We start from the raw sequence: 12,879 nt of genomic DNA on the forward strand, positions 1-12,879 counted from the left end.
TCGGGGACCGGATTCCCCAAGCTGCCTATACCGATGCGCACTGGTTTTTCCCAGCGCGAAAACCTACGGGTGCAAATCTAACTATTGATCCGACAGAGCTAACTAACTCGCTATTGTTAAGACTGTTAGTTGCAATCCATCGCGCTCCGATAGTAGCACTTCCAGGTGCACAATGGGATTTGCATTATTTTGGGCGTATCTCCGCAAACCGCTAACCTGTAAGTTCTGACAGTTCCAGTTGCAAACAAGCTTTCCGCAGTTAACAGGAGTTCCCGTTGCAAAGAGAACACTACTCTGAACGCAGCGCTTCCACTGGATTCACCTTGGCTGCGCGAGCCGCTGGCACAGCCGACGCAATGACCGCAGAGACCAAAATGGCGAAGGCCGAAACAATGAAAGCAAGCATGCCTGGCTGGCGAACCTCTGACACGTATCTTGCGACGCCACTTGCGAAGATAATGCCAAAAACAATGCCGGCTCCAACACCAATGCCGGCAATCGTCAGGCCCTGCAGCAGAACATCGGCCAGGATGTTGCGTGGTTGAGCGCCGAGAGCCATGCGAATGCCAAACTCGCGTGTACGGCCGCTTACTGAAAATGCCAGCACACCCGCAACGCCTACAACGGAGATCAGAAGCGCCACAGCTGCGAATCCGCCAAAGACAACCGCATTCAGTTTGTCAGGCGTCATCACCTCTGCGCGAATGTCGTTCAGTGTGCTGGCCTTCTCGATCGGCTGGTCGGCTGAAATTGCGTGAATGGTGCGTGTGATGGATGGGGCGAGCGCGTATGGATCATCGCTCTTGCTGCGCACGAAGAGGCGTCCCTGCCAGCCTTCCTGATCGGTCGGTTGGTAGACGGTCATGGCGGGCGCCGGGATGATGTTCTCGTCGTCGATGTCGGGGACGACGCCGACGATCCGGCGCTGCTCATAGCTGATGCCGACGAACTTCATCACCCCGTCAGTCCAGTGGAGTTCGCGGTTCATTGCGTCTCCATTGGGGAAGAGCGTTTTAGCAAGACTCTGGCTCACAATGACTACACGCTCGGAGCCGGCCTTGTCTGTGTCACGGAAATCACGACCTGCGAGGAAAGGCACGCCGAGCGTCTCGAAATATCCTGGCGAGATCGACCGGAATTTCGCGCGCCAGTCGTCAACGCCGTTTCTGCGCGTGGCTCCTTGCGCCGTGAATGCGAAGCTGATGTCGAGCCCCTGATCATCGCGCCAAGGCACACTGAAGCCGGTGGAAACGTGGGCAACGCGGGGAAGCGCGCCGACCTGACGCACGACATCGTGATAGAAGTTCTGGATCTGCTCGGGCGATCTCCCATAGGTGAGCACAGGCAGGTTCACGGCGAGGACGCGCGAGGTGTCAAATGGCGGACGCGTGTTTTCGAGGGTGTAGAGCGTACGCATGAGCATGGCTGCTCCGGTGAGCAGCAGGAACGAGGCGGTGATCTGCATGACAGCGAAGATCCGGAGGCGACGGTTGCTGCTTCCGGTGCTGCTGCGTGATCCGCCGCTGGTGAGGCTTGGACCGAGTTGTGCGCCGGTCGAGGGCAGACGAGGAATATACGCAAGGAAGACAGCAGCAACAAACGCGAGCACGATGCCGAACCATACTAGATTGAAGTCGAGTGTGAGCCCGTCGGCGCGCACGGAGAAGCGCGCGGCATAGCGCCCCAACACGGCAACCATCGGCCAGGCGAGAAGCAATGCCGCCAGCACACCGCTGCCGCAGAGGACGAGACTTTCTGCCAGTAGCGAACGACGCAGCGATGCGGTGTTGGCTCCAAGAGCCGAGCGCACGGCCAGTTCGGATTCGCGGCGAACAGTGCGGGCAAGGACGAGGTTGGCGACGTTCGAGCACGCAATAATGAAGAGCAATCCCGCGGCTGCGAAGAGCACCCAGAGGATAGTGTTGGCACGCGCGTTGATCTGTTCGTGCATGCGCTTTACGTCGATCTGATAATGATTGTCGGGCTTGTATACGTCAGGGTGCGCGGCCAGGATGGCGGCGTAGCGCGTGCGCAGTTCAGCACGAGCGTCTTCTAATGTCGCTCCAGGCTTGAGGCGGCCGAAGACTTCGGTCATGCGATGCTCGCGGCCTGTGACCATGGTGGCGGAAAGATGGTGCGGGCTGGTGACGACGTTGGCGATGATCTCAGTAGCGACGGGATAAGGGACAGAGGGCTCGAGTACACCGATGATGGTCGCGTTGCGCGGTCCGCCGAAGCTTTCAAGATGCACTGACTTGCCGAGGACGCTTGGATCGCCGTGGAGGGATTCTTTCCAGAAACGATAGGTCAGGACAATCGCACCCGCGGCGTTTGGGCCATCGTCGGATGTTGTGAGCAGGCGGCCGAGCACCGGGCGCAGGCCCATGACTTCAAAATAGTGACCGTCAACGACGCCTGCGGGTATTTCGCGCGGCGTGCCGAGGCCGATCATCGTGAAATCGACAGTGGAGAAGGTGCCGAGCTCGGTGATTGTCTTGAGGTCCTTGCTGAGGTCATCGATCTCGGGGATGGAGAAGGTTGCGTTCTGGACGCCGAGACCGGGCGCGCTCTGGCGGAGATAGAGTAGGCGATCTTCGTCGCGATTGGCGAGCGGGCGCAATAGCACGGCGCGCACCACGCTGAAGATGGCGGCGTTGGCGCCAATGCCCAGGGCCAGCGTGAGAGCGACGGTGAACCACAGAGTGCGAACGCGCCAGAGAGAGCGGACGGCGATTTTCAGATCACGAAGGAAGGACATGAGTGGATCCTTGAAATTTCTTCTCGTTCAAAGTAAGCATTCAGGATGACCTACCGTTTTATCCCATGCTCTACTGACACGTCGAACGTCGCGCCGCAGAATCGACACGCTGTGAAACTTTTTTTCTCGGAATAATTTCTGCTCAACTCGGCCACCAATCCGGCATCACCCGCTGTTCCGGTCCTTGTAAGAACGTGAACTACTAAAGTCTTCGCAATCATCATTTTCTGCCGTCTATTATTTCGAACCTGGATCGCACCACCCTTACCGCGGCGCTCAAGCCACTCGAGCGGCGTGGCCGCGTCAAGGTAACGACAGATCATGTTGATCGGCGCAGCCGACGGCTGAGCCTGACCGCCGAGGGCAAGACAGTCCTCGCGGCGGCTATGCCAATCTGGGAGGAGACGCATCGCGAGCTGGAATCGCTCCTCAAGGACACTGATCCGGAAGATCTCCGAAAAGGCCTTCTCGCATTATCCTGACCGTTTCCCCTGACTCACGTCGACTTCTGACCTGGACAGTCACCTCGTCCGAAAAAATCCTCCCTGATGAGCCCTGAAAATGAATTCTTCATTGAAACCTCACGTTCACACTTCTTTCCCATGCAAACCATAGAATTTGTAGCGTCTCTGGGCTCGCGCGAAACGAAGACATTCAGGAGAACATTATGGCAACAACTGTCATGGCCTCGATTGGCGACCGGGGCGCTCTCAACGCCAGTCTTTCTCCGTCGCTATCGGAAATATGGATCGACAGGGATCTGAGCTGGCTCGATTTCAATGAGCGGGTCCTCGCCGAGGCTCTCGACGAGCGTACTCCACTGCTCGAGCGCGCCAAATTTTTGGCCATCTTCACCTCGAACCTCGATGAATTCTTTATGAAGCGCCAATCCGTCCTTCGCCAAGGCGCCAGCGATGCGCCACACACGCTTTTGCGCCAGCTTCGCGAGAAGTTGTTGCCCATGCTTGAGCGTCAGGCAGAGTGCTATCGGAAAATCATCATCCCTGGCCTGGCTGAGCAAGGAGTCTTTCTGCATTACTGGTCCGAGTTGACACCGCGGCAACAGGAAGAAGCATCTGAGTATTTTGAATCTCAGCTCTGCCCTGCACTAACACCACTTGTCATCGATCCAGTCCATCCTTTTCCCTTCATCTCCAACCTGTCTACCTCGCTGGTGTTCCGCCTTCGCGACGTAGTCAAAGGCGAATCGATGTTTGCCCGGGTAAAGATTCCTTCGGTGCTCAAACAGTGGGTGTCACTGGAAGCGGACCTCGATTCCGGTCAAAAGCTGATGGTTCCTCTGTCTGAAGTGGTTCGCGCCAATCTGCATAAGCTCTATAGCGGCATGGAAATCAGCGACGTTACGGTCATGCGCCTCACGCGCGATGCCGAAGTCGACATTGACGACAGCTCCTCCGCCGACTTCCGCGCTCATGTGAAAGAAGAGATTCGCCAGCGACGCTACGAGCCCGTTGTCCGGCTTGAATTTGGCCCGGGAGCCGATCCAGAAATTAAGGATCGATTACGCGAACGGCTCGGTCTTGAACAAGAAGACCTCTACGATCTCCCGGAGGAAGTGGATTACACTACGCTCTTTGCACTTCTGGGGCTGCCGAAGCCTGCACTGCGCGACCGCGAGTGGACGCCTCTATCACCTACATCGCTTTTAGACGGAGCAGAGTCGATCTTTGCGGTCATTCATGCGGGAGACATCCTTGTCCATCACCCCTACGACAGCTTCGATGCGAGTGTCGAACACTTCATCAGCGCTGCGGCTGACGATCCGCAGACCGTTTCAATCAAGATGATGGCGTATCGCATCGGCGATGACACGCCCTTTGTCAAATCTCTGATTCGCGCGGCGGAGCAAGGCAAGCAGGTTGCATGCGTCATGGAAATCAAAGCGCGTTTCGACGAAGAGCGCAATTTGCACTGGGCCACCGAACTTGAACGTGCCGGGGCGCACGTTACATTCGGGGTAAGCGGTCTTAAGACACATGCCAAGACCGCGCTGGTTGTCCGTCAGGAAGCGAGCGGTCTGCGGTGCTATGTCCACATCGGTACCGGCAATTATCACGTGAAAACCGCTCGACTCTACGCCGATGTTGGCGTGTTTACCTGCGACCCACGAATTACAAATGATGCCGTTCATCTATTTCACTATCTCACCGGCCATGCCGACCAGCCGAACTGCACAGCATTGCTGGTGGCTCCGCTGACCATGCGGCCTCGATTGCTTGAACTCATCCATCGCGAGATTCAAAACAAGCGCGAGGGTCGTCACGCGCGCATCATCGCCAAAATGAATCAATTGGAAGACCCGGAGATGATTGAAGCGCTATGTGATGCGTCACAGGCAGGAGTCGCGATTGACCTCATCATTCGAGGATTTTGCTGCCTTCGCCCCGGAGTGCACGGCCGCACTGAGAACATCCGCGTCCGCTCTATTATCGGGCGTTTCCTCGAACATTCGCGTATCTTCTATTTCGCCAATGGAAGTGAGGATCCTGCGGAAGGCGAATATTTCATCGGATCGGCTGACTGGATGTTCCGCAATCTCTCGAAGCGGATTGAAGTGGTCACGCCCGTATTTGCCGCAGAACCAAAACAGCGCCTCTGGGATATCCTCGATATCTTGCTGCGAGATCAGCGGCAGGCTTGGGTTTTGGGATCTGACGCGACATACACGCAACAGCGTCCGGCGAAAGGAGCCGATGGCCCGGAGGCCATGGGCACGCACCAAACCCTGATGGACCTGGCCCTCACCCGGGCTGAGATTTAAGGAGAGTCGACGGGCCTCTGGCAAGCGCCTTCGCAACGACTTGCTGCACTTCATCCACACAACGCTTCAAATCCCAGTAGCGCAAACTATTCCCAGCTCATTGCAGCACGGGAAGCAACAGCCGCTGAAAGCATATGAAACATACAGTTAAATGAAAATCGAGGGTACTACACGAGAGCCGTGCTGAGCTTCCTGAGAATTGTGATCGGATTGCCATTTGCGACGAGTGATGCCACGTAACATGGATCCGGAAGCGATAATAGAGTGATGATGAGAACGGACTTGTTTCGACTGAACGGTACTGTCGAACGCGATCCCGCTATCGATGCATGGATGAAAGAGCATAGAGGCGAACTGGGAGCCATCGCGCACGAGTGGTTTGAGGTGATGCGAAAATGCGGGGACGAAGTCCGGGAGACCTTGCATGACGGCTGTCCGGTTGCATGTCTGGGCGATGCGCCCTTCGGCTACGTCAATGTATTCACTTCGCACGTAAACGTGGGGTTCTTTCACGGCGCAGCGCTGCCGGATCCAGCCCGCTTGTTGCAAGGCAACGGCAAGTTCATGCGCCATGTGAAGTTGAAACCGGGAACGGCCACAGACACGGCAGCGCTCGACAGGCTCATCGAGACGGCGTACTCGGACATAAAGGCGCGGGTTGAAAACGGTTAGCCCAGAGAAACGCCGTAAGCGGTCGACGACGGATGTGAACCTAGATTAGTAACGAAATCTCGGCATAGCGACCGTAATCCGTATCGCGATCGGCGAAGTGCGTTTTCCAGGACCTATGCTGGTGCTCCAGCTCAAGGCCGCCCTCAATCAACGCATTGGCCTCTTATAGAAATTGTGGATAAACAGCGATCCGGGCGCAGTTGTATGGAGTACGTTCGTTTGTTAGTTTGACCTGCATGCCGCCGAATGTTCCCGAAGATCTCAGCAGAGCCATAGAGACGCTTTACCGATCCGAATCGGGCAGGATTCTTGCTACGCTGGTGCGGCTGCTCGGAGATCTGGATCTCGCCGAAGAGGCCATGCATGAGGCCTTCGCCGCTGCCTTGGACACGTGGCCTCACACCGGCGTACCGGACAACCCGCGCCCCTGGCTCATTTCTACGGCACGTTTCAAGGCCATCGATGGGATCCGCCGGCGCGTGCGATTCGACGGAGCACAGAGAGATCTGGCTGCCTACATCGAGCGCGTCAACGAAGCGCCCCGCGATGAAGAGGAGATTGAGGACGATCGCCTCCGCCTGATCTTCACCTGCTGCCATCCCGCTCTGCCTTCGGAAGGGCAGGTTGCACTCACCCTGCGCGAAATCTGTGGCCTGACGACGGAGGAGATTGCCCGGGCATTTCTCGTTACACCGGCAACGCTCGCCCAACGCATTGTGCGCGCGAAGGCTGTTATCCGCGATAAGGCAATTCCTTACCAAGTGCCAGTCTCCGCGGAATTGCCGGCCCGGTTGGGAGCCGTCCTCCTGGTCGTATATCTGATCTTCAACGAGGGATACTCGGCTGAAACGACAGGCGCCGCACTCAGCCGCGAAGCGATCCGTCTGGGCAGGCTCCTGCTCGACCTGCTTCCGGAACCTGAGGTGATGGGCCTCGTGGGGCTCATGCTGCTGCAGGAGTCGCGCCGCGCCGCCCGCACCTCGCCTGACGGAGACTTGATCCTGCTGGACGATCAGAATCGGTCATTGTGGAACAGGGAGCAGATCGCGCAAGGCATTTCGCTCACCGAAAGCGCTCTTCAATCGCGGCGCTTCGGCGCCTACACTCTGCAGGCGGCCATAGCAGCCGTTCACGCCGAGAGTTCCTCCCCGGCATCCACGGACTGGCGTCAGATCACGCTGCTCTACGACCGGTTGCTTCGGATCCAGCCATCCCCGGTTGTTGAACTGAACCGAGCAGTGGCCATTGCCATGTGCGAAGGTCCGGAGCAGGGTCTTTGTCTGATCGATGACTTGCTGGCGCGCGAGCACCTCTCTCACTATCACCTCGCGCACTCTGCCCGTGCGGACCTGTGCCGAAGATTAGGGCGGATTCCGGAGGCCCGTGCTTCGTATGAGAAGGCACTCGCCCTGGCGCGGCAGGAACCGGAGCGCCGTTTTCTCGCCCGCCGGCTCGAGGATTTGAAATAAAAACTTCAACCCATCTCATAAATGCCTCTGGTAGGCGAAGCCGTGGCAGAGTTACTTCCGGATAGCCGACAAACAAACCAACTACAACTCTGTCAATGAGCGCTAAGGCCTGAAGTCAACAGTTGAGCCAAGGGTCACTTATCGGGAAAGGCGACTATTCGGCCGAGCGGCGAGAAGCCTGTTCTAACCAAGCCTTCGCCGCTAGCCTCAGCTGTATCTCGCGCATGACGATCGTCAAAGCATCAACTTCTTATTTCGCCTGCACCAGCCCCGCAACGACTGCGGCAACCTTATCGAGTATCTCGATCCAGCCGTCCATTTGACCGCTATTTTTCGCGCTCTCCATGGGTTCATTTCCAATGAAGGTGAGTTTCGTCTGGCCGTTTCCGAGATCCTCAAAGGTGGTCACGTCGTACGCACCGTCGATAGCCTCATGCTCGATTCCTAATTGTGCAGGGTCAACCTTGTTCCCCTTCGAGTCGGAAAAGTACATCAAGGAAACGATCTTCTCGTACGGAACAATCTCGTGGTATTCAACCGCATTCCAGAACTCCTGCCCATCCGGCGTCTTCGTGCGGCAGAGAAGTTTTCCTCCAACGCGAAAATCCATCTCACAAACCGGCACAGTAAAGCCCTTCGGTCCCCACCACTGCATGATGTACTTCGGGTCTGTCCACGCCTTCCAAACCAACTCGCGTGGGGCATCAAAAACTCTTGTAACGACCATCCGCTCAATTTCGCTAACCGTGTTTTCTGCCATCTCTGGCCTCCTCTTTCTTCATTTGATTTACAACTACTTCCAGTTTGTCGAAACTCTCTTCCCAGAATCGTCGATAGCTAATCGCCCAGTCGCTGACTGTCTTGATCGCCTCTGGCCTAAGCGTGCACACACTCTCTCGTCCACGCTTCGTCTTGATCACAATCCGCGCCCGCACCAGGTAGGCAATATGTTTTGAAATCATCTGCTGCGAGAGTGCAAACGGTTCCGTCAATCCATGCACAGAGGCTGGCCCATGGGAGAGTCGTTCGATCATTGCCCGGCGGGTTGGATCAGACAAAGCCGCAAATGTTGTACCCAGATTATCCACAACCCTATGGTTGTGTATTGTCTGGTCAATGTCAAGTGTGAATTTTGCGATTCTTGATTTCTGTTCCCTGATCTCTGAACCCTGACACCTGTGCTGATTGATACTCTGCGCAGGAGGGGCGAGCCGGCAAGGGCTATGGCGCTGGCATCAGGGGCAGGAGGAATGCGGATTGTCTCTGGAACCTTCTCGGTGTCTCACCGCCCTGTTGGGCAAGTGATCTTTGCCAGACGACTGTTTACGAGAGTAATCACATCGTCATCGACTGAGATCCTGTTGATGCATTCGCCAAAGAGCCACTTGATTTCACCCAGTTGGCGTATCACCGGCAATACGGAAGTTATCTGCGAATCACGTGCCAAAAAACCGGCTTGAGTGCATTTATGAGATGGGTTGCAATTTTAGATAAAAAATAATTCGTTGCTGCTGTCGATTTTCTCTATGAGCGACGACTATAGGATGAACCGTCGCCAGCGCGAGGCGGTGCTGCTGTCCCCTACCCAGCGGAAATGAACGTTACAGGAGAAAAAGTCATGCCACAATATCTGGTTTGTAATTACATCCCCGACAACTTCGACCCGTCCACCGTAACCGAAGCGATGATGGAAGAGATCCACGCGCTCAACCGCGAATTGATTGCTGCCGGCGCCAGGAAGTTCGCCTGCGGCATTTCCCCGGCCGCCAACGCGAAGACGGTGCGGAAGCAGCCCGACGGCAGGGTGCTCGTCACCGACGGACCGTACACCGAGACCAAGGAGCACATGGGCGGTTTCTGGATACTGGAAGCCGCCAATCTGGATGAGGCACTTGCATGGGCGAAGAAGGCTGCCATCGCTTGCGATATACCCGGCGAGGTGCGCGAACTTCTTTTCTTCCCGGCTCCGGAACAAGGACCCGGCGAAAGCAAGTAACAGTCCGAACCGCCGCGATTTTCGGAACATTCGACGAAAGGAGACGAAAAAATGAGGAAGCTCAAGGGAAGGTCAGGGCAATCAAATGAGAAATGTAATTTTCGCGATCAATATCACTCTGGATGGCTGCGTTGACCACACCAAGCAGGTTGCTGATGAAGCGATGCTTGAATATTTTATTAACCTCTTGCGAGAGGTTGACCTGCAGGTCTTTGGGCGTAAAACCTATCAATTGATGGTTCCCTATTGGCCTGACGTCCTCAAAAACCAGTCGTCTGAGACAAAAGCAGATATCGAATTTGCCCGGGCATTCGACTCCACCCGCAAAGTTGTTTTTTCGCGATCATTGAATAGCGCCGAAGATGGAAATACGCGAATTGTTCGCGGAAACCTTCGCGACGAAATACTTAAATTGAAACAGGAACAAGGCAAAAATATTTTAGTCGGTGGCGTGGATATTCCTTCACAACTGATCGAGCTTGGTCTAGTGGATGAATATCGGTTTGTCGTTAGGCCAAACATCGTAGGAGAAGGAAGACGGTTGTTGGAAGGTGTTAGCCTGCCGGAGAAACTGCACTTAAAACTTGTCGAGTCAACGACTTTTTTAAAATCAGGATCTGTTGCGCTTCGTTACTTGAAACAGTGACAGAAAAATCTGCGACCGCTGTGACGCTGGCTTCCACCCCGGAAGAGATGAAGAAGGAGAAGAACCATGAAATACATCTGTCTCGGCTACTACGACAAAGAAAAATTCGATGGCATGCCTGAGAGCGAGCGAAACGCCATGTTCGATGCATGCTTTGAATACGACGACCATCTTCGCGCCAACGGGCATTCGACCGGAGGAACGGCTCTTCAGCCTGCGGAAACCGCCTTGACCCTGTCTTGGAAGGACGGCAAAGTCGCGACGACCGACGGTCCCTACGCGGAAACCAAGGAGCAGCTCGGCGGCCTTGGCGTGCTTGAGGCGCGGGACATGAATCATGCTGTACAACTCATGTCGCAGCATCCGGCCCTGAAGTACGGAACGTTGTGGGAGATACGACCAGTGGGAGACATGAGCGAAATCATGAAAGCAAGTGAGCAGCGACGGCGACAGAACACCGCACGCTGAGACTGACGAAGGAGAAGGACAACGAAATACATCTGTTTGGGATACATCGAGCCAGGAAAATTCGAAGGGACGACCGAGGACGAGCGACACGCAGTGCTCGACGAATGCTTTGAGCACAATGACCATCTGCGCGCCAAAGGACATCTTGTTGCCGAACTAGCTCTTCAGCCTCCGGAGACCGCGTCCACCCTGTACTGGAAGAACGGCAAAGTCGCGGTGACCGACGGCCCCTATGCGGAAACCAAAGAACAACTCGGCGGCACTCAAATCCTTGAGGCGCGAGACCTCAATCACGCCATTCAGCTTGTCTCAGAGCTCCCGGGCTTTAAGTATGGACTTGGACCGATTGAGATACGGCCGGTTGCGGATTTGAACGAAATGATGAAGGAGAGCGAGCAGCGGCGGCGAAGGGATGCCTCGAGGTGAGAGCCGCCACAAAGGACTCATTCCCGAGAGCCTATACAGCCTACCGGGAACGGGTCCCTCCGATTCGCTCCGCGACTACGGAGTTTCGTGGTTAGATCTGAGCGGTGCCGCCATCTACAAAGAGCTCGACTCCGTTGACGAAACTGGAATCGCTGGAGGCCAAAAAGAGGGCCACAGTCGCAATCTCTTCTGGTCGTCCCATCTCGCCGCGTGGTATCTGTGACTTGAAGAACTCCTTGGCTTCGGTGCCGAGAGGATCGAGGATCGGCGTGTCGATTGTGCCAGGACTGAGAATGTTCACCCGAATTCTACGTTCTTTTAGTTCCAGCAGCCAGGTACGAGCGAAAGAGCGCACAGCCGCCTTGCTGGCGCTGTAGACGCCGAAGGCCGGAAACCCTTTGATGCTAGCGATCGATCCGTTCATGAAAATCGAGCCGTTGTCGTTGAACAGCGGCAGCGCTTTCTGTACGGTGAAAAGGGTGCCGCGCACGTTCAAATCGAAGGTCTTGTCGAAGTGCTCTTCCGTGACCTCTTCGAGCTTAGCGAGCTCGCCCTGACCTGCACTGGCGAAAAGAATATCGATTTTACCCTTCTCGCGTTTGACAGTCTCATACAGCCGGTCGAGATCGGCCAGATTCGCCGCATCGCCCTGCACACCGGTCACGTTCCTTCCGATGAGCTTTACGGCTTCATCCAGCTTATCCTTGCGACGCCCCGTGATAAACACGTACGCGCCCTCTTCAACAAAGAGTTTCGCCGTTGCGAGCGCCATCCCAGAAGTTGCCGCAGTGATAACGGCTACTTTTCCTTCGAGCTTTCCCATGATTCTCTCCTTCGAATGTTGTTGGGGTCGATGCGAAGGCCCGCTGCCGCATCGCACTTAGCAGCGGACCGTGTGCCAGGGGATTAGCGGAGGCCGCCGCTGGCAATGATAACTTCGCCGGTAAGCCACTTCGCATCCTCGGAGGCGAGGAAAGTGACAACTCTAGCGATATCATCGGGCTGGCCAGCGCGACCGAGCGGCGTCTGCTGGATGAGCGCCTTTTCGAAGTCTGAGCCGATAACGCCGGCACTGTGTGTGCCTTCGGTTTCGACGACGCCGGGATTTACAGAGTTGACGCGGATCTTTTTCGCGCCAAGCTCCCTGGCAAGCACACCGGTAATGGCATCGAGCGCACCCTTCGTCGCCGTGTAGACCGCGCTGTTCGGTGGAGTGATGCGGCTGACGCCGGAGCCGATGTTGATGATGCTGGAGCCTTCACGAAGGTGCTTGGTGGCGGCCTGCGTGGTAAGCAATACACCGAGCACGTTGATGTTAAAGATCTTGTGGAACTGCTCTTCAGTGACCGCTTCGATGGGTGAGAATTCATACACACCCGAGTTGTTGACCAGGATATCGAGGCGGCCGAAGTTCTTGATGGCTGCGTCGATCAGGCCCTGTGCCTCTGCGGCTTTCGAGACATCTCCGCCAACGGCCACGGCCTTGCCACCGGCAGCGGCGATGGCGCCAACGACCGCGTCGGCGCCCGCCTTGCTGGAGGCATAATTGACGATGATGGAAGCGCCTTCAGCGGCGAGTGATTTGGCGATGGCGGCTCCGATACCTTTGGAGGCACCCGTAACAACTGCAACTTTACCTGTGAGCTTACTCATATCTTTATC

At 56.1% G+C, this 12,879-nt stretch carries 12 protein-coding genes; 7 read left to right on the plus strand and 5 right to left on the minus strand.

Going from position 1 to position 12,879, the window contains the following annotated elements; all coding sequences use genetic code 11:
• Positions 1-289: 289 nt before the first annotated feature.
• Positions 290-2,758: an ADOP family duplicated permease gene (locus H7849_RS12955; RefSeq protein WP_186739730.1), complete on the minus strand. Its 2,469-nt coding sequence runs from the start codon at positions 2,756-2,758 to the stop codon at positions 290-292.
• A 667-nt stretch (positions 2,759-3,425) separates the two neighbouring features.
• Between H7849_RS12955 and ppk1 the strand changes: the two genes are divergently transcribed.
• From ppk1 to H7849_RS12970, 3 genes are all read left to right on the plus strand, one after another.
• Positions 3,426-5,540, plus strand: a complete 2,115-nt coding sequence (gene ppk1 / locus H7849_RS12960; protein ID WP_186739732.1) for a polyphosphate kinase 1 — start codon at positions 3,426-3,428, stop codon at positions 5,538-5,540.
• A 282-nt stretch (positions 5,541-5,822) separates the two neighbouring features.
• Positions 5,823-6,212, plus strand: a complete 390-nt coding sequence (locus tag H7849_RS12965) for a DUF1801 domain-containing protein (protein WP_251106248.1) — start codon at positions 5,823-5,825, stop codon at positions 6,210-6,212.
• 236 nt (positions 6,213-6,448) lie between these two features.
• Positions 6,449-7,681 carry an RNA polymerase sigma factor gene (locus H7849_RS12970; RefSeq protein WP_186739733.1) on the plus strand — a complete coding sequence of 411 codons (1,233 nt, stop codon included), beginning with the start codon at positions 6,449-6,451 and terminating at the stop codon, positions 7,679-7,681.
• A 250-nt stretch (positions 7,682-7,931) separates the two neighbouring features.
• Here H7849_RS12970 and H7849_RS12975 read toward each other — a convergent pair whose 3' ends face one another.
• Both H7849_RS12975 and H7849_RS12980 read right to left on the minus strand, forming a co-directional pair.
• A complete protein-coding gene (locus H7849_RS12975; RefSeq protein WP_186739734.1) occupies positions 7,932-8,441 on the minus strand; it encodes an SRPBCC family protein in 510 nt (169 codons plus the stop codon).
• A complete protein-coding gene (locus H7849_RS12980) occupies positions 8,422-8,769 on the minus strand; it encodes an ArsR/SmtB family transcription factor (RefSeq protein ID WP_251106249.1) in 348 nt (115 codons plus the stop codon). Before H7849_RS12980 ends, H7849_RS12975 begins: the two co-directional genes overlap by 20 nt.
• Before the next feature lie 530 nt (positions 8,770-9,299).
• Here H7849_RS12980 and H7849_RS12985 point away from each other — a divergent pair.
• The 4 genes from H7849_RS12985 to H7849_RS13000 all read left to right on the plus strand — a co-directional run bounded on the left by H7849_RS12985 (position 9,300) and on the right by H7849_RS13000 (position 11,217).
• Positions 9,300-9,677: a YciI family protein gene (locus H7849_RS12985; protein WP_186739735.1), complete on the plus strand. Its 378-nt coding sequence runs from the start codon at positions 9,300-9,302 to the stop codon at positions 9,675-9,677.
• Positions 9,678-9,762: 85 nt separating this feature from the next.
• Positions 9,763-10,323: a dihydrofolate reductase family protein gene (locus tag H7849_RS12990; protein ID WP_186739736.1), complete on the plus strand. Its 561-nt coding sequence runs from the start codon at positions 9,763-9,765 to the stop codon at positions 10,321-10,323.
• Positions 10,324-10,389: 66 nt separating this feature from the next.
• Positions 10,390-10,791: a YciI family protein gene (locus H7849_RS12995; RefSeq protein WP_186739737.1), complete on the plus strand. Its 402-nt coding sequence runs from the start codon at positions 10,390-10,392 to the stop codon at positions 10,789-10,791.
• 36 nt (positions 10,792-10,827) lie between these two features.
• Complete coding sequence (locus H7849_RS13000; RefSeq protein ID WP_251106250.1) at positions 10,828-11,217, plus strand: YciI family protein; 390 nt, start codon at positions 10,828-10,830, stop codon at positions 11,215-11,217.
• A 91-nt stretch (positions 11,218-11,308) separates the two neighbouring features.
• On the opposite strand, the gene H7849_RS13005 is transcribed toward H7849_RS13000, so the two are convergent.
• Positions 11,309-12,040, minus strand: a complete 732-nt coding sequence (locus tag H7849_RS13005) for an SDR family NAD(P)-dependent oxidoreductase (protein WP_186739738.1) — start codon at positions 12,038-12,040, stop codon at positions 11,309-11,311.
• Positions 12,041-12,123: 83 nt separating this feature from the next.
• On the minus strand, positions 12,124-12,870 hold the full coding sequence (locus H7849_RS13010; RefSeq protein WP_186739739.1) for a glucose 1-dehydrogenase: 747 nt from the start codon (positions 12,868-12,870) through the stop codon (positions 12,124-12,126).
• Positions 12,871-12,879: the final 9 nt, after the last annotated feature.

This window comes from Alloacidobacterium dinghuense, from assembly GCF_014274465.1.
GTDB classification, from domain to species: domain Bacteria; phylum Acidobacteriota; class Terriglobia; order Terriglobales; family Acidobacteriaceae; genus Alloacidobacterium; species Alloacidobacterium dinghuense.

Excerpts from the sequence above, each read along its gene's own strand:
- H7849_RS12990 (WP_186739736.1), top strand. The coding sequence starts at position 9,763 with ATGAGAAATGTAATTTTCGCGATCAATATCACTCTGGATGGCTGCGTT.
- H7849_RS12975 (WP_186739734.1), bottom strand. The coding sequence starts at position 8,441 with ATGGCAGAAAACACGGTTAGCGAAATTGAGCGGATGGTCGTTACAAGA.
- H7849_RS13010 (WP_186739739.1), bottom strand. The coding sequence starts at position 12,870 with ATGAGTAAGCTCACAGGTAAAGTTGCAGTTGTTACGGGTGCCTCCAAA.
- H7849_RS12995 (WP_186739737.1), top strand. The coding sequence starts at position 10,390 with ATGAAATACATCTGTCTCGGCTACTACGACAAAGAAAAATTCGATGGC.
- ppk1 (WP_186739732.1), top strand. The coding sequence starts at position 3,426 with ATGGCAACAACTGTCATGGCCTCGATTGGCGACCGGGGCGCTCTCAAC.
- H7849_RS13005 (WP_186739738.1), bottom strand. The coding sequence starts at position 12,040 with ATGGGAAAGCTCGAAGGAAAAGTAGCCGTTATCACTGCGGCAACTTCT.
- H7849_RS12970 (WP_186739733.1), top strand. The coding sequence starts at position 6,449 with ATGCCGCCGAATGTTCCCGAAGATCTCAGCAGAGCCATAGAGACGCTT.
- H7849_RS12985 (WP_186739735.1), top strand. The coding sequence starts at position 9,300 with ATGCCACAATATCTGGTTTGTAATTACATCCCCGACAACTTCGACCCG.
- H7849_RS12955 (WP_186739730.1), bottom strand. The coding sequence starts at position 2,758 with ATGTCCTTCCTTCGTGATCTGAAAATCGCCGTCCGCTCTCTCTGGCGC.